14 protein-coding genes are annotated in these 16,356 nt (G+C 67.8%); 9 read left to right on the top strand and 5 right to left on the bottom strand.

What is annotated here, in order from left to right:
• The first annotated feature begins 35 nt into the window (after positions 1–35).
• Positions 36–764: an IclR family transcriptional regulator gene (locus tag AXYL_RS14575; RefSeq protein ID WP_013393568.1), complete on the top strand. Its 729-nt coding sequence runs from the start codon at positions 36–38 to the stop codon at positions 762–764.
• Between the two features lie 666 nt (positions 765–1,430).
• On the opposite strand, the gene AXYL_RS14570 is transcribed toward AXYL_RS14575, so the two are convergent.
• Positions 1,431–2,141 (bottom strand): TetR/AcrR family transcriptional regulator, encoded by a 711-nt coding sequence (locus AXYL_RS14570; RefSeq protein ID WP_013393567.1) that lies wholly within the window; start codon positions 2,139–2,141, stop codon positions 1,431–1,433.
• Positions 2,142–2,360: 219 nt separating this feature from the next.
• Between AXYL_RS14570 and AXYL_RS14565 the strand changes: the two genes are divergently transcribed.
• From AXYL_RS14565 to AXYL_RS14540, 6 genes are all read left to right on the top strand, one after another.
• Positions 2,361–3,620 carry a hypothetical protein gene (locus AXYL_RS14565; protein ID WP_013393566.1) on the top strand — a complete coding sequence of 420 codons (1,260 nt, stop codon included), beginning with the start codon at positions 2,361–2,363 and terminating at the stop codon, positions 3,618–3,620.
• 23 nt (positions 3,621–3,643) lie between these two features.
• Positions 3,644–4,543, top strand: a complete 900-nt coding sequence (locus tag AXYL_RS14560; RefSeq protein WP_013393565.1) for a VOC family protein — start codon at positions 3,644–3,646, stop codon at positions 4,541–4,543.
• A gap of 24 nt (positions 4,544–4,567) precedes the next feature.
• Positions 4,568–6,256: an AMP-binding protein gene (locus AXYL_RS14555; protein ID WP_013393564.1), complete on the top strand. Its 1,689-nt coding sequence runs from the start codon at positions 4,568–4,570 to the stop codon at positions 6,254–6,256.
• On the top strand, positions 6,243–6,719 hold the full coding sequence (locus AXYL_RS14550; RefSeq protein ID WP_013393563.1) for an acyl-CoA thioesterase: 477 nt from the start codon (positions 6,243–6,245) through the stop codon (positions 6,717–6,719). Before AXYL_RS14555 ends, AXYL_RS14550 begins: the two co-directional genes overlap by 14 nt.
• On the top strand, positions 6,716–7,864 hold the full coding sequence (locus tag AXYL_RS14545; RefSeq protein WP_013393562.1) for an FAD-dependent monooxygenase: 1,149 nt from the start codon (positions 6,716–6,718) through the stop codon (positions 7,862–7,864). Before AXYL_RS14550 ends, AXYL_RS14545 begins: the two co-directional genes overlap by 4 nt.
• Positions 7,865–7,971: 107 nt before the next feature.
• Positions 7,972–8,946, top strand: a complete 975-nt coding sequence (locus tag AXYL_RS14540; protein WP_013393561.1) for a Bug family tripartite tricarboxylate transporter substrate binding protein — start codon at positions 7,972–7,974, stop codon at positions 8,944–8,946.
• 99 nt (positions 8,947–9,045) lie between these two features.
• On the opposite strand, the gene AXYL_RS14535 is transcribed toward AXYL_RS14540, so the two are convergent.
• Positions 9,046–9,963 (bottom strand): LysR family transcriptional regulator, encoded by a 918-nt coding sequence (locus tag AXYL_RS14535; RefSeq protein ID WP_013393560.1) that lies wholly within the window; start codon positions 9,961–9,963, stop codon positions 9,046–9,048.
• 112 nt (positions 9,964–10,075) lie between these two features.
• On the opposite strand from AXYL_RS14535, the gene AXYL_RS14530 reads away from it, so the two are divergent.
• Positions 10,076–11,497 carry a M20 family metallopeptidase gene (locus AXYL_RS14530; protein WP_013393559.1) on the top strand — a complete coding sequence of 474 codons (1,422 nt, stop codon included), beginning with the start codon at positions 10,076–10,078 and terminating at the stop codon, positions 11,495–11,497.
• A gap of 14 nt (positions 11,498–11,511) precedes the next feature.
• Complete coding sequence (locus AXYL_RS14525) at positions 11,512–12,492, top strand: Bug family tripartite tricarboxylate transporter substrate binding protein (RefSeq protein WP_013393558.1); 981 nt, start codon at positions 11,512–11,514, stop codon at positions 12,490–12,492.
• 23 nt (positions 12,493–12,515) lie between these two features.
• On the opposite strand, the gene AXYL_RS14520 is transcribed toward AXYL_RS14525, so the two are convergent.
• The 3 genes from AXYL_RS14520 to AXYL_RS14510 all read right to left on the bottom strand — a co-directional run bounded on the left by AXYL_RS14520 (position 12,516) and on the right by AXYL_RS14510 (position 16,236).
• Positions 12,516–13,094, bottom strand: coding sequence for a YSC84-related protein (locus AXYL_RS14520; RefSeq protein ID WP_013393557.1), 579 nt, complete (start codon positions 13,092–13,094; stop codon positions 12,516–12,518).
• A gap of 124 nt (positions 13,095–13,218) precedes the next feature.
• Positions 13,219–15,612: a catalase gene (locus AXYL_RS14515; RefSeq protein WP_013393556.1), complete on the bottom strand. Its 2,394-nt coding sequence runs from the start codon at positions 15,610–15,612 to the stop codon at positions 13,219–13,221.
• Positions 15,613–15,621: 9 nt separating this feature from the next.
• The gene (locus tag AXYL_RS14510; RefSeq protein ID WP_013393555.1) at positions 15,622–16,236 is read right to left on the bottom strand and encodes a hypothetical protein; all 615 of its coding nucleotides are present in this window, start codon (positions 16,234–16,236) and stop codon (positions 15,622–15,624) included.
• Positions 16,237–16,356 lie beyond the last annotated feature (120 nt).

The raw sequence follows: 16,356 nt of genomic DNA, 5'->3' as shown, positions 1-16,356 counted from the left end.
GGTCCTACCCATGATTCGACGCACCGGAGATCGGGATGCCGCGTAAAGCCGCCACGGAATCGCTCGCCGACGCCGACGCCGCCGCAGGCGGCGTGGCGGCGGTAGATCGCGCGTTGAGCTTGATGTCGGTGTTTACGCCCCGCGACAAAGCCCTGTCCCTGGGCGAGCTGGCCGAGCGCACGCGCCTGTACAAGAGCACCGTCCTGCGGCTGCTGGCGTCGCTGGAACACGCCGGCTGGATCCAGCGCCTGGATGACGGCCGCTATGCCCTGGGCGGGGAAGTCGCGCGCCTGCACGGCATCTACGCTTCCTCGTTTTCGCTGGAGCACGTCGTCCTGCCGGTGCTGCGCGACCTGGTCGCGGCCACCGGCGAAAGCGCCGCCTACCACGTGCGCCAGGGCGATGCGCGCCTGTGCCTGTACCGCGTGGATTCCCCGCATCCCGTGCGCGACCACATCCGCGCGGGCGATCTGCTGCCGCTGGATCGCGGCAGCGGCGGACGCGTATTGACGGCCTACGACCCGGTGCTGGGCCACGCGCCCGGGCCTGAACAGGAGTTGTACGCCCGCATCCGCGCCGACGGCTATTTCGCCGCCATGGGCGACCGCCTGGCGGAAGTGGCGGGCATATCCGCGCCCGTCTTTTTGCTCAATGGCGAAATCGCTGCCGCAGTAACGCTGACTGCGCCTGTGCATCGTTATGTCGCCGCCCATCTGGCGGCGGTGCAGGAGGCGGCGCGGCGCCTGACGGGGAAAGTCGGTTAGCGGAACCGGGAATGGCGCAGGGCAGCCTCGGCGACTAAAGAACCCTGACATCCGCGAACTCGAAGCCCTGCCGCCCCGCACTTCGGTTTTGTGAGGCAGGGTTCTTGAGTCGCCGGCGTCCGGACTGCGGGATTCCGATGCTCGCCCCGGTGGGGCTGCGCTTCGGATCCCTCCGCCCGGCCACCGGCTCAAGGCATCTGCCCATGAGCAAGATCCAAAACCACCGCATTGGGCGACTACCAGCCGAGGACCCCGGAGCCATCCGAAGCGCAGCCCCACCGGGGCGAGCATCGGAATGGCGCAGGGCAGCCTCGGCGGCTAAAGAACCCCAACATCCGCAAGCTCGAAGCCCTGCCGCCTCGCACTTCGGTTTTGTGAGGCAGGGTTCTTGAGCCGCCGGCGTCCGGACTGCGGGATTCCGATCTCGCCCCGGTGGGGCTGCGCTTCGGATCCCTCCGCCCGGCCACCGGCTCACGGCGTCTGCCCATGAGCAAGATCCAAAACCACCGCATTGGGCGACTACCAGCCGAGGACCCCGGAGCCATCCGAAGCGCAGCCCCGCCGGGGCGAGCATCGGAATGGCGCAGGGCAGCCTCGGCGGCTAAAGCACCCCGACCTCCGCAAGCTCGAAGCCCTGCCGCCCCAAGCCGCCCGCATCTGCGGCAATCAGGCCTGCGGCCCGCCAGGCAGCACCAGCTTTTCCAGGTAATCAAGATCCTCGCGCACCAGCCGCAGCGACTCGCGCACGTCCGGCGAGCGCGGCCGCCGGGCGGCGTCGCGCAACAGCGATTGCACGGCCATGTCGGCCATGATGGCCGCAACTTCCGCGCGGCCCAGCCTGCCGTCCGGCTTGTACCACCATGCCGACCAGTTGCACATGCCGATGAGGCTGAAAGCCGCGACGTGGGGATCGACCATGCGGAACTGGCCGTCGCGGATGCCGTTTTCGATGACCCGGCTGAAGTTCTCCAGCACGTTGCGCCGCGACGCCTGCACGGCCGCGCGCTGCTTGGGCGTCATGTCGGCCTCGGTCCGGTCGGCCACACGGAATTCGGCGGTGCGCGACAGGATCAGATCGGCATGCTGCGTGACCAGGGCGCGCAGCGCCTCGACCGGATCCAGGTCTTCGCGAGTGGCGGTTTCGCCGGCCATTTTCTTGGCCGCGCTCAGCACGTCCTCGGTCAGCGAACGCAGGATCGCGTCCTTGCTCTTGAAATAGTAATAGACGGCAGTGCGGCTCAGGCCCAGGGACTCGGCGATGTCCTGGATGCTGGTGCCGCCAGAGCCGCGCTTGATGAAGAGCGTGGCCGCGGCGTCGAGTATGGCGGTGCGCAGCGCTTCGCCCTTCAGCGCTCCCTTGGTGCTTGCGTCGTTCACGTTGCGATGTTCCTCGAATAGACCGTCCGGGACGGCCCCGTCCCGAAATTATGGCATGCGCGTTTCGGCGTCCCGGTCGCGCCGGGCATTGTTTTGCCCCTGTTGAGTCCCTCATTTTTGACGCTACTGTCAGTTTTTTAAATTTAATTGACACTAAAGTCAAATATTCGTCTAATACGTCAAACCGAGGTCCACGGACCATCGCCACAGGAGACGAATGTGACTACCGCCACCCCCTCCAGCCAGATCACCGCCGGCTTTCTCAACACCGATTGGAATCCTCGCGACCTGCCCGCCGGCGCCTCGACCCGCAACGTCGTGCTGCGCACCGCGGACGGCGCCGCCACCTCCGGATCGCTCTACCAGCCGGCCGGTCCGCGCCCCGACACCGTGGTCTGCGTCATGCATCCGCGCGAGTTCATGGCCTGCCATTACCTGATCCCCGATATCGTCGGCGCCGGCCTAGCTGCCTGGTCGCAGGGCGCCCGCTCAGTCGGCAACGACCTCAGGCTGGAACATGAACAGGCCTTGCAGGATGTGGCCGCCGGCCTGCGCTTCCTGCGCGAGCAGGGTTTCAAGAAAATCGTGCTGTTGGGCAATTCCGGCGGCGCCGGCCTGTACGCGTTCTATGCGCAGCAGGCCGGCCTGGCCGCCAGCGAACGCGTCGCCCGTACGCCGGGCGGCAAGGCCAGCGGGCTGGATGAACTGGACATGCCCGAGGTGCATGGGCTGGTGCTGGTAGGCCCCCACCCCGGCCAGGGCGCGCTGCTGCTGAACTGCATCGACCCGTCCGTCGCCGACGAGAACGACGCGCTGTCGGTGGCGCCGGAACTCGATCCGCTGGCGCCCGGAAACGGCTACCGCCCCAAGGGCCAGGCGCGCTATGCGCCGGAGTTCGTCGCCCGCTACCGCCAGGCGCAGCGCGAACGCGTGGCCCGCCTGGACGCGCAGGCGCGGCAGATGATCGCCGACCGCCTGGCGGCGCGCGCCGACGTCAAGAGCGGCGCCGACGCTTCCGCCGAGCGCCGCCGGCAGGCGGCGCACACGCCCGTGCTGGTGGTCTGGCGCACCGACGCCGACCTGCGCTGCCTGGACCTCAGCCTGGATCCGTCCGACCGCCACCCGGGCTCGCTGTGGGGCAAGGACCCTTATGCGTCGAACTTCGGCGCCGTCGGCTTCGCCCGCTTTTGCACGCCGGAGAGCTGGCTGTCGACCTGGTCCGGCCTGTCGTCCAACGCCAGCATGGAACGCACCGCAGGCGGCATCGTCCAGCCCACGCTGATCATCGAATACACCGGCGACCAGGCCTGCTTCCCTTCCGACGTGCGCGCCATCCACGACGCCATCCCCGCGCCGGACAAGACCCACCTGCGCATCCGCGGCGACCACCACGGCCGCGCGCTGGCTGAAAGCGAAGAACCCGGGCGCTATGCCGCCGGCCGCGAACTGGCCGCCTGGCTGCGCCAGCGTTTCCTCTAATCCGAATGTCGACGGAGCAAGTCATGACTGCAACCCCCAAGACCCCCGCCCCCCTGCGCCTGCACGGCGTGGACCACACGGCGCGGCCCACCTGGCGCCTGCGCGAAACGGTCGCCTTCTATCGCGACATCCTCGGCCTGCCACTGGTCCATGTGATCTCCGCGCGCGGCTGGGGTCCCGCTACGCACCCGGACTTCCTGCACTTCTTTTTCGATAGCGGCCAGGGCAGCACGATTGCGTTCTTCTACTACCTGGGCTCGGACGAACCGGAGGCGCTGCGCGGACGCAGCAGCATGCGGCCGCTGCCCGAGGACCACGTGTTCGACGCCACCCACACCGCCTGGCTGGTCGACAGTGAAGACGAGCTCAAGGCCTGGAAGCAGAAGCTGCAGGACGCCGGGCTGGAAGTCTCCGTCGAAACCCGCCATGAGGTGATCGAATCCATCTATGTGCGCGATCCCAACGGCTACTTCATCGAATTCACGCGCAAGCTGCGCCCGTTGGGCGAGGTCGACGCGATCGACGCCGACCTGACGCTGCGCGCGGCCATGCAGGCCGAAGCCGATGCGGAATCCGCCGGCGGCCGCATCCGGCATATCGACGACGTCTGGGCGCGCAAGGCCGCGCTGCTGGAAGACCGGCTGCAGATGGCGGACAGCGCCGCCGAGCCGCGCGTGCGGATCTTCGTGCCCCGGGTCGAGGAATTCTCTTCCCTGGTGCAGGACGCTTCCGAGCGCGAGAACTGCACGGTGCTGCCGGGCGAGCATTTCGACTGCATCGTCGCCGACGGCCCGCTGGAGTTCCAGCGCAAGGCCCTGGGGCTCAAGCCCGCCGTCTGGTACGGCTTGTTCACCGGCGGCGTCAGCGGCACGATCGACGTATTGGATCGGGACCGCGTCCTGATCTCGGCCGTGCGCCACTGAGACACGGGCCAGGAGGAGACAACCATGCGAGATATACGCCACCCCATAGAGGGCGTGATCTACCACCACGCCGAACGGGCCCGCCAGTACTTCGCCAGCGGCGCGTGGGAGCGCTCGACCGTGGGCGCGGCGCTGCACGCCACCGCCCTGCGTTGCCCCGAGCGCACCGCGCTGATCATCGACGAAGGCAGCCTGAGTTTCCGCGAACTGGATGAACAGACCGATCGGCTGGCCGCCGCCTTGCTGAAACTCGGCCTGGCGCCGGCGGACCGCGCCATCTTCCAGATGGGCACCACGCTGGAAACGGCGCTGGCCCTGCTGGCCTGCTACAAGGCGGGCATCGTACCCGTCTGTTCGCTGCCGCAGCACCGCGAACTGGAGATCGGCCAGTTGACGCGCCAGACTCGCGCCCGCGGCTATTTCGTGCAAGCCGACTTCGGCAAGTTCGACCTGCCGGCCTTCGCCGCGGGCATGCTGGCCGCGAGCGACACGCTGGAGCACCTGGTCGTAGCGCGCGGCGACTCGCCGCACGGCGTGTCGCTCCATGCGCTGCTGGACGCGATGCCGCTGGCCGAGGCCCGCCTCATCCTGGCGGACCAGGGCCCCGGCTGCGAAGACGTGCTGAGCTTCCAGCTGTCGGGCGGCACCACCGGCATGCCCAAGATCATCCCGCGCTTCCATGCCGAGTACCTGGGCCATTCGCTGGCCTGCGCCCGGCGCTACAAGATGCAGGACGACGACCGCATCATCTGGGCGCTGCCCCTGCTGCACAACGCCGCCCAGGTCTATGTGCTGATTCCCGTGATCGCCATGGGCGTATCCGCGGTGCTGATGCCACGGGTCGACGTGCCGCGCATGCTGGAGCTGATCGAGCGCCACCGCGTCACCCGCGCCATGTCCATCGGGCCGATAGCGCCGCAGCTCATGGCCTTCCCCGACCTGGCGCGCTACGACCTGTCCACGCTGCGCCTGTTCATCACCATGAGCGCGGCCGACCGGCTCGAAGCCCATCTGAACGTGCCCTGCTCCAATCTGTTCGGTATCACCGAAGGGCTGCTGCTGGGCTCGCCCGCCGACGCGTCCGAGTACGAGCGGCACCACACCCAGGGACGCTCGGGCTGCGCCGAAGACGACATCCGCCTGCTGGCGCCCGGCACTGAGGAGCCAGTGGCCGAAGGGCAAATGGGCGAACTCTGCTTCCGCGGCCCCGCCACCCTGCCGGGGTTCTTCGACGCTCCCGCCGCCAACGCCTCGGCCTACACCTCCGACGGCTATTACCGCACCGGCGACATGATGACGGCGCGCGTGGTGGACGGGAAAACCTGCTACGCCTTCGAGGGCCGCCTGCGCGACAACATCAACCGCGGCGGCGAGAAGATCGGCTGCGAGGAAGTCGAGGCGCTGGTGGGCGCGCATCCGGCCATTTCCGAGGCGCGGCTGGTGGCCATGCCCGACCCTTTCTATGGCGAGAAAGGCTGCGTCTTCGTCATCGTCCGGCCCGGGCATAAGGCGCCGAGCCTGACGGAACTGGCGGATTTCCTCACCGGCCAGGGGCTGGCCAAATACAAGTGCCCGGAACGCATCGAACAGATCGAGGCCTTTCCCGTGACCAAGGTCGGCAAGCTCGACAAGGCCGCCCTGCGCCATAGCGTCGCGGAAATGCTCAACCAGGAGGCCGCCAAGGCCAGGGAGAACGGCAATGACCAGCACTGAATACGTAGTGAGCGAGACGCCGTTCATCGTGCGCCGCCGCGTCAAATGGGGCGATTGCGATCCCGCCGGCGTGGTTTACACCGTCACCTTCGGCGAATACGTGCTGTCGGCGGCCGAACTGTTCTACGGCCATCTGTTCAACGGCACGCCGCAGCGCATCAAGGACGAGCATGGTTTCGGCACGCCGACGCGCGCGCTGGCCTTCGACTTCCAGGCCTCGCTGTGGCCGGACGAGGAATTCGACATGTGCGTCAGGGTCGAGGAAATCCGCACCCGCACCTACACCCTGCACGTCGCCGGCAGCGTGCGCGGCCAGCCCGCCTTCGATGCCCGGCTGACCCCGATCTGCGTGGCGCGCGGCGAACGGCGCGCCATCGAAGTGCCCGCCGCGCTGCGCGGCGCCTTGCAGTCATATCAGGAAGCCTGCGCGCAGGCCGAAGCAAACAGGAGCCAAGCAAAATGAAGATCGCCATCATCGGAGCAGGCCCCGCCGGCCTGTACTTTTCGCTGCTGGCCAAGAAGCATGCCCCGCAGCACGACATCACCGTCTACGAACAGAATCCGCGCGGCGCCACCTACGGCTGGGGCGTGGTGTTCTCGGACATCGGCCTGTCCTTCCTGCGCGAGGCCGACCCGGAATTCTTCAAGGCCTTCGTGGCGCACCACGAACGCTGCGACTACATGGAGATCATCCACCAGGGCGCCCGCGTCCAGGTCCAGGGCAACCATTTCTCGCGCACGGCCCGCATCGACATGCTGGAAGTCCTGGAAAAAGCCTGCCTGGAAGCCGGCGTGAAGATCCTGCACGAGCAGCGGATCGAGGACATCGGGCGGCTGGCCGCGGAAGTGGACATGGTAGTGGCCGCCGACGGCAGCAACAGCGCCGTGCGCAAGCAGTACGCCGAGCACTTCCGCCCCAGCTTCGAACGCCGCCGCAACAAGTTCGCCTGGTATGGCACCCGCCAGCGCTTCCATCCGGTATCGCTGATCTTCCGCGAAACAGACCACGGCATCTTCATCGCCCACAGCTACCAGTACAGCAAGGATCTCAGCACTTTCCTGGTGGAAGTGGACCCGGACACCTGGCAGCGCGCCGGCCTGGACTCGGCCAGCGAGGACGCCAGCCGCCGCTATTGCGCCGAGGTGTTCCGCGCCGACCTGGGCGCGAACGAACTGCTGGGCAACCGCTCCTTGTGGTTCGAGGCCAGCATCGTGCGCAACGAGCGCTGGTCGCACGGCAACATCGTGCTGCTGGGCGATGCACTGCGCACCGTGCATTTTTCGCTGGGCTCCGGCACCCGGATGGCGATGCAGGACGCGATCGCGCTACATCAGGGCCTGACGCAGCATCCCGACGACGCGCAGGCCGCGTTCGCGCACTTCGAGGCGCAGCGCCGTCCGGCTTCGGCCAATTTCCAGACCGCCGCCGCGCGCAGCCTGGACTGGTACGAGAACGTGGCCGAGAAGATGCACCTGGACCCGGTGTCCTTCGCCTACGACTACATGCGCCGCACCGGCCAAGTCAGCCACGACGACCTGCGCCAGCGCGATCCGGGCTTCGCCGCTGCCTACGAGGCGCGGCATCCGGAAGCGGCCGCCGTGTCCTGAAGCGCTGTTTTGAGTACCCGGCCGCGGCGCTTTTATCCGCGCTTGCGGCCTCAACGATAAGCGGCGCCGGGAAGCGCCGCGAACCATCCATGGAAAGTGGAGGAGACATGAAAAATACCCTCTGGTGCATGGCGCTGACCGGCGCCCTGGCCTGCGCCTCGGCACAGGCCCAATCCGACAAATACCCCGAACGGCCGGTGCGCATCGTGCTGCCGTACTCGGTGGGCAGCGGTCCCGACGCCGTCGCCCGCATGCTGGGCGAACAGCTCACGGCGGCCTGGAAGCAGCCGCTCATCGTCGAGAACAAGCCCGGCGCCAACGGCTGGCTGGCGATCGGCGAGGTCAAGCGCGCCACGCCCGACGGCTACTCGCTGGCCGTGGTGGACAACACCCACATGACGCTGCAGCCGCAGCTCTACCGCAACCTGCCCTTCGATCCGGTCAAGGATTTCGTGCCGGTGGCGCCGATCTACACCACGCATTTCTTCATGGTCGTATCGGCCTCCTCGCCCTGGAACAATGTCACCGATCTGATCGCGGCGGCCAAGGCCCAGCCCGGCAAGCTGACCTACGGCACCTGGGGCATGGGCAGCGTGGCGCACGTGGGCACGTCCATGTTCCAGACCGCCACGCAGACCAACATGACCCACGTCCCCTTCAAGGACCTGGCCCAGCTCTACACGGCAGTGGCCAACGGCGAAGTGGACTGGGCCTTCGGCACCGCCGCCACGGTGCAGAACCTGTACCAGGCCAAGCGGGTCAAGCTGCTGGCGCTGGCGGCGCCGTCGCGCCTGGGTTCCTACGCCGACGTGCCCACGGTCAGCGAGGCTGGCGGCCCCAAGGACTTCGAACTGAAGACCTGGGTCGCAGCCTTCGCGCCCAAGGGCACGCCGGATGCCGTGGTCAAGCGCATCAATGACGCCATCGCCCAGGCCGTGGTGACGCCCGCGGTGCGCAAGCGTTTCGAGACCTATGGCTTTGACGCCTGGCCGCAGGACGCCGCCGCGCTGGCCCAGGCCCGCGACGCGGACTCGGCGCGCTTTGCGGCCGTGGTCAAGGAGGCCAATATCTCTTTGGACTGACGCTGGTCCGGGGGCCGCCCGCGCGGCCTCCCTCTCGGACGAGCGCCGATGACATCTGCCTCTGGCCGCCCCCTCAGGCCTTCGCCTCAGGCGCCCGCCTCAGGCGTCCGCTTCCGGCGCCTTGGGCGTGGCCGTCAGCCGCTGCGCCATGAACTCCAGGAACTCGCGGGCCAGCGCCGGCAGCGTCCGGCCCTGCAATGTCAGCACCTGGATGCTCCGCTGCCGCATCTCCGGATTGCTGAACGGCACCGCGGCCAGGCCCTCTCCGTCGCGCTGTCCCAACATGGTCAGGTAGCCCGACAGCGCCACGATCTCGCTGCCGGGCAGCATGGGCAGAAAGGCCGCGGAATGGTTGGATACATAGGCCGGCTCGATGTGCAGCCCCGCGTTCGCGCAAGCCGCGTCGAACAACTGCCGCACCGTGGTGCCCTGATCGCCCAGCGACAGCGGCACCTTCGCCAGGTCGCGCATGCTGAGGCTGCGCCGGCTGGCCAGCGGATGGTTCCGGCACATCACCGCATAGACCGGGGCGCGCACCAGCAGTTCGGTCTTGAGGCGGTCATCCTGCGCGGTGGTGTAGCGCAGCGCCAGCTGCGACAGGCCTTCCAGGATCTGGCGGCTGACTTCCTCGGGGCGTTCCACGTGCAGATGGAAACGGGCTTCGGGCCGGACCCGCTTGAACTCGGCCATGCACATGGGCAGGAAACGGTGGGCGAAACCCTCGGTGCAGGCCAGGCGTATGGTCACGTCGCCCAGGTGGCTGCGCTGGCGTATCTCGGTGGTGACGCGCTCTGCTTCCAGCGCCGCGGCATTGGCATAGGCGGCCAATTGGCGGCCGGCCTCGCTCAGTTCCATGCCGCGCGCCTGCCGCTCGAACAATGCAATGCCCAGCCCGTCCTCCAGCTTGGCGATCTGCCGGCTGACGGCCGAGGCCGCCACGTGCTGCGCAGCCGCGGCGCCGGCGATCGAGCCGCAGCGCGCGACCTCCAGGAAGTACCTCAAGCCCAGCGAAATCATGGCGCCCCTTTTATCCATGCCTTTATGGCAATGAAAGAATGCTAATTATCTAATTGTGGCATGCGGTGAAGCGTAATAACTTTGTGCCTCCCTCAGCATCCCAGGCAACGAAGTGATACGCGAACAAGCCCTGCTCCAAGCCGTTCAAGCCTATGACAACGGCGACCTTCAAGCCGCCCTGGCCCGCCGCGTCGCCTACGCGACGGAAAGCGAAGTGGCTGACCAAGCCCCCGCCCAGCACGCCTACCTGGACGAAGAGCTGGTTCCGCTGCTGCGGGACTTGGGCTTCGCCTGTGAGGTGCATCCCAACCCCTCCGGCGCCGACCTGCCTATCCTGGTGGCGCGCCGCATCGAGCAGGCCGGCCTGCCCACGGTGCTGATGTACGGCCATGGCGACGTGGTGCACGGCAATGCCGCCAAATGGGAAGCCGGCCGCGATCCCTGGCGCCTGCAGGTCGAGGGCGACCGCTGGTACGGGCGCGGCACCGCCGACAACAAGGGCCAGCACAGCATCAACCTGGAAGCCCTGCGCCAGGTCATCGCCGCGCGCGGCGGCGCGCTCGGCTTCAATACCATCTGGCTGATCGAGACCGGCGAGGAAGCGGGCTCCCCCGGACTGGCCGCCTTCTGCCAGGCCCAGCGCGAGGCGCTGGCGGCGGACGTGTTCATCGCCAGCGACGGGCCGCGCCTGAGCGCGCAGCGCCCGACCCTCTTCATGGGCTCGCGCGGCGCGGTGAACTTCGAACTGAAACTGCGCTTGCGCGAACGCGGCTATCACTCAGGCAACTGGGGCGGCCTGCTGGCCAACCCGGCCATCGTGCTGGCGCACGCCATCGCCACGCTGGTCGATGCGCGCGGCCGCATCACGGTGCCAGGCCTGCGCCCGCCCCCCATCCCGCAGGCGGTGGCCGAGGCGCTGGCCGACCTGGAAGTCGGCGGCGGCCAGGACGATCCCGACATCAACGCATGGTGGGGCGAGCCCGGGCTGAGCGCGCCCGAGAAGGTGTTCGGCTGGAACAGCCTGGACGTCCTGACTTTCGGCGCCGGCGATCCAGCCAAACCGGTCAACGCCATACCGCCCGAAGCCGTGGCCTGGTGCCAGTTGCGCTTCGTGGTAGGCACGGATTGGCGCGCGCTGGAGACCCACGTGACGGAACATTTGCGCGCGGCGGGCTTCGAGGACGTGCAGGTACGCATCGGCATGCAGGCCGGCGCCACCCGCCTGTCGCCCGACAATCCCTGGGTGCGCTGGGCCGCGGCCTCGCTGGAGCGCAGCACCGGCAAGCGGCCGGCGCTGCTGCCAAACCTGGGTGGATCGCTGCCCAACGACATCTTCGCCGACCAGCTGGGCCTGCCCACCTTGTGGGTGCCGCATTCCTATCCGGCTTGCGCCCAGCACGCGCCCAACGAACACCTGCTGGGCAGCGTCGCCCGCGAGGGGCTGGCGATCATGGCTGGCCTGTTCTGGGACCTGGGCGATCAGGGCAACGCCCTGCGCCAGGCGGCCGCCAGCCCGTCTTCCAACGCCAACTGACCGGGACCTCCGTCATGACCGTCAAACTCCGCGCCGCCCTGGCGGCCGCAAGCCTTGCCGCCCTCGCGCATGCCGGCGGCGTCCACGCCGCCTATCCCGAACAGGCGATCAAGATCGTCGTGCCCTTTACCCCAGGCGGGGCGACCGACGCCGTGGCGCGGCTGCTGGCCAACAAGCTGTCCGGCAAATTCGGCCAGGCCGTCATCGTGGAGAACCGTCCCGGCGCCTCCACCGTGATTGGCGCGGAAGCGGCAGCGCGCGCGCAGCCCGACGGCTACACGCTGATGCTGTCGGGCAGCACCACCTACACCGTGCTGCCGGCGCTCAAGCCCGGCCTGCCCTATGATCCGCAGAAGAGCTACGAACACATCGCCATCGTCGCGATGGCGCCCGTGGTGCTGCTGGCCAAGAACGGGCTGGCGGCCGGCACCATCCAGGAAGCGGCCGCGCTGGCCAAGCAGCGCAGCGGCAAGGACAGCCTGATGTACGGCACCTTCGGCGCCGGATCGGCCCCCCATCTGGCAGGCGAAATGTACGCGGAGGCCGCGGGCGCGAAGATGACGCCGGTGCCCTACAAGGGCAGCGCGCAGCTGGTCACGGCGATGATAGGCGGCGAGGTCGACCTGGGCGTGGACACCGTGTCTTCGGCCGCGCCGCAGGTCCGCGCCGGCAAGATCCGCGCCTTGGCCGTGACGGGCGAGCGCCGCATGCCGCAGCTGCCCGACGTACCCACCTTCACCGAAGCGGGCATGCCGGATGTGTCTTTCGTCGGCTGGTACGCGCTGGTGGCGCCGGCGCGCACGCCGGCCCCGGTGGTCGACACTCTGAGCCGCGCCGTGGCGGAAATCATGCAGGATCCGCAAGTGCGCAAGTCGGTCGCGGACCTGGCGCTGGATCCCGTCTATTTGCCCGGGCCGGCATTCAAGGCGCAGATCACCAAGGAACTGCGCACCTTTTCAGAGGTCGCGGCGCGCGCCGGCATCACCCTGGACTAGCGGTAGCGGGCTGGCGCCTGCCCTCAGTCGGGCTGGGTGCGGGTGATCTTGGACCCTTGCAGGCCCATGCCGGCCATCAGTCCCTGTCCGCCGAATGGCACGGCGTATACATCCTGGCTCAGGGTGGTGGTGGTAATGCTGGCGGCATAGCTATCGTCCACCACGACCAGGCTGGGGCCGGCGCCAAGCGACCAGCCGTCGCTCTGGTCCAGGTACTGCAGCGCCGGCTCGTTCATGAAGAACAGCGCATAGCTGAACTCCTGCGCGCCGGCCTGAAGGCCGAACGAGACCGCCGATATGTTGTAGTAACCCTGGACCTTGCCGCCCCGGATGAGCGCGCCGTTGCCGGTTTCCGCGCCGACCAGCAGGCCGCCCTTCAGGATGCGGGGGAACACCAGCACGCCCACCGCCTTCTTGCCCAATTCACGTGTCCTGGGTTCCTGCTGGTACAGGCGATCCAGCGCGCTGCGCGCCTCCCGGCTGAGCTCGGCCGCGGACTCCGCCCTGGCCTGTGGCGCCAGGAAAAAACAGGCAGCCCACAAGAAAAGGCTGGCCGACAGCCAACCCCAACGGTACATAGGCAAAACGGACGCGCGACGCATACAGCCCCCTTGTCTGAAGGACGGCAAGCGCCAAGCGCGCTCGCCCCGACTTGCCAGTGCAGTATTGGCAGGCGCATGTGGCTTGTCAAGAGGCGTCCGCACCCATGCTGGCGCCTGGGCATTCTCACACCATGGGCGGCGACGTCTCCCTTTCGGGATGGCGGTGCCTGGCCAGGGCATCGATGAATGCGGACACACTCTTGGCCGCAGTCGCCGCGTCCACGATCAGCAAGCCCGCGTCGGCCTGGCCCGGTGCGATGCCTGCCGCAGCAAAGAGCTGCGCGCCTGCGCCCACGCCCATCAGAGTCTTCCCGTGGCGGAATGCATCGCGCAGGAACTCCAGCGCCCGCCCGTCCTCGCGCAGGCGCGCCACGGCGGCCTCGCCTCCCGCCACCACCGCCCCATCGAATAGCGCGGAAGGATGATTGTCGAGGGAGGCGTCGGCGTCCACGGCCCCACCCTCATCCGTTGGGACGGGACCGATGCGCTGCCCCACCAGGCGCACCACGGCGCCGGCCGCGATCAGCCCTTGCGCCACGGCGGCCACGGCTTTGCCATCCGCGCCTTCGGCCACCAGGATCGCGACCTTGCGGGTCGCGATGCCGGCCTCGCCTGGGCGAGCGGTCAGCGACAAGGCCGGCGACACCGCGATTTCGGGTTTGGGTGGACTCTCGATCGCGCGCGGCAAAGGCTCGGGCAAGGCCATGCCCAACTGCTCGGCCACGCCCTGCGCCAGCGCTTCGGACACATTGCGCAGCGACGCGACCATGCGCTGGCGCACCGCAGGCACCGTGACCTTGCTCAATTCGAAGGCGTAGGCATCGACGATGTGGCGTTGTTCCCAGTCCGCCTGGCTTTCATAGAACAGCGTTGCCTGGTTGTAGTGCTCGGCAAACTTCTCGGGATGTCCGCGCAGTTCGTCGCCCGTCTCCGGCTCCGGAAACGACACGAAGCCCTCCATGCCGGCCTGGAACGGACAGCCGCCGGCGAGCGAATTGGGCTCGTAGGCCACGCGTCCGCGATGGATGGCCTGGCGGTGCATGCCGTCGCGCTGGTTGTTGTGCACGGGAGCCAGCGGCGCGTTGATCGGGATTTCGTGGAAGTTCGGTCCGCCCAGGCGCGATATCTGCGTGTCCACGTAGGAATGGATGCGCCCGGCCAGCAGCGGATCATTGGTGAAGTCCAGGCCGGGCACGACGTGGGCCGCGCAGAAGGCAACCTGCTCGGTCTCGGCGAAGAAATTGTCGGGATTGCGGTCCAGTACCATGCGCCCGACGGGCACAACGGGCACCAGTTCTTCCGGCACGATCTTGGTGGCGTCCAGCACGTCGAAGCTGAATCCTTCCGCCTGCTCCTCGGTGAACACCTGCACGCCCAGTTCCCATTGCGGGCCATTACCGGCATCGATCGCCTCCCACAGATCGCGGCGGTGGAAGTCGGGGTCGGCGCCGGACACTTTGACAGCCTCGTTCCAAACCTGCGAATGCGTGCCCAACAGCGGATTCCAGTGGAACTTCACCAGACGCGACTCGCTGGTGGCGTTGACGAAGCGGAAGGTATGCACGCCGAAGCCCTGCATCATCCGGTAGCTGCGCGGGATGGCGCGATCCGACATCAGCCACATCAGCATGTGGGTGGATTCCGGCATCAGCGACACGAAGTCCCAGAAGGTGTCGTGCGCGGATGCGGCCTGGGGCATGCCATGGTGTGGCTCGGGTTTGACGGCATGCACCAGGTCCGGAAACTTCATCGCGTCCTGGATGAAGAACACGGGCATGTTGTTGCCGACCAGGTCCCAGTTGCCCTCGTCCGTATAGAACTTCACGGCGAAGCCGCGCACGTCCCGGGCCGTGTCCTTGGAGCCGCGCTCGCCTGCCACGGTCGAAAAGCGCACGAATACCGGCGTGCGCTTGCCGGCTTCGGCGAACAGCGACGCGGCCGTCAGGTCAGTGAGCGGCTTATAGCATTCGAAGTAGCCATGCGCGGCTGAACCGCGCGCGTGCACGATGCGTTCCGGAATCCGCTCGTGGTCGAAATGCGTGATCTTCTCGCGCAGGATGAAGTCCTTGAGCAAGGCCGGCCCGCGCAGGCCGGCCTTCAGCGAGTGCTGGTTGTCGCTGACGCGCACACCCTGGTTGGTGGTCAGCATTTGTCCGCTCGAATCGGCCCGCACACGCTCCAGCCGTCCGTCGGCCGCATTGACCCCGGCCGCGGCTGCGCCCCCAGTCTTGTCCGAGGTCTCGGCTTCGGACAACGAACTGGCCGTCGCGGCAGGATCCGCGTCAGCCACGTGGGCGCCGGCATAGGGACAACGCGCCCCTTCCTCGCCATATTCCGCGGCCTTGCCGGCATTGTGGAGGATGGCCGCGGCCGTCGCGCCCACGGCCGCGGCGCGCTTGAGCGCCGGGTGGCTGGGCTTGCCCGCGGGGCCGGACGCCGGACCGCTGTCCGTATTCATGTAGGCCGTGTCCACGGCCGCGCCCGCGCCGCGCTTGCCTGCTGCTTTCTTGCCTGGCATCGCAATCTCCTAGTGGCTCAGCATCTTGCCGCGCGCCTGCTCGGCCCGAGACGCGCCAATGGCGCTCTCTACCTGCTTGACCTCTTCGGGAGGCGGCAGCACCGCAGGGAATCCCAGGGACTGGATCCACAACTCGCGCGACCAGCCTTGCGTGTGATAGAGGTGATGGTCCTCGTCCGTGGCGACGGCGTCGTACGCCTGCTTGAGCACCTTGGCCTGGTCGCCGCTGTGCTGTTCGGCAATCACGCCGATCAGGGACCAGTTGGCGTGGTCCTTGGTCTCGGCCAGCACCACGCATTCGGTGGCCACCAGTTGGGCCGCGTCCGGGTCGCCGGCGTTGATCGCCATCTTCATGGCCTTGACCAGCGATTCGCCGATATGGCGCACCACCTGCCTGCCCGGGGGTTGCGCCTCCGGATCCAGGCGCAACTTCTCGAATACGGTCAACAGTACGCGGCGATGGGTGCGCGTTTCTTCCAGGTAGCCGAGCCATTCCTTCTTCAGATCCTCATTCACCGCGCAGGTCACGGCGGTTTCATAGACGGCCAGACCGCCTATCTCGGTCTCCAGGGCCTGGTACAACAATTCCTCGATTTGCGAGGTGTTTCCGGCTTTGCGTTTCATTGGGCGCTCCTCTTTCGTTCACATGGGGCATCCGCGCATGCCCGCGGCGGATATGCGGATGGAGCGCCTACCCAGCAATTGCCATGCCCGGTCCGCGCTCGCTCGCGCTATGTCCAGGGC

The organism is Achromobacter xylosoxidans A8 (assembly GCF_000165835.1).
In the GTDB taxonomy this organism is placed as follows: Bacteria; Pseudomonadota; Gammaproteobacteria; order Burkholderiales; family Burkholderiaceae_B; genus Achromobacter; species Achromobacter xylosoxidans_B.
Note: the sequence above shows the minus strand (reverse complement) of the source record. Positions and strands in the feature narration are given on the sequence as shown.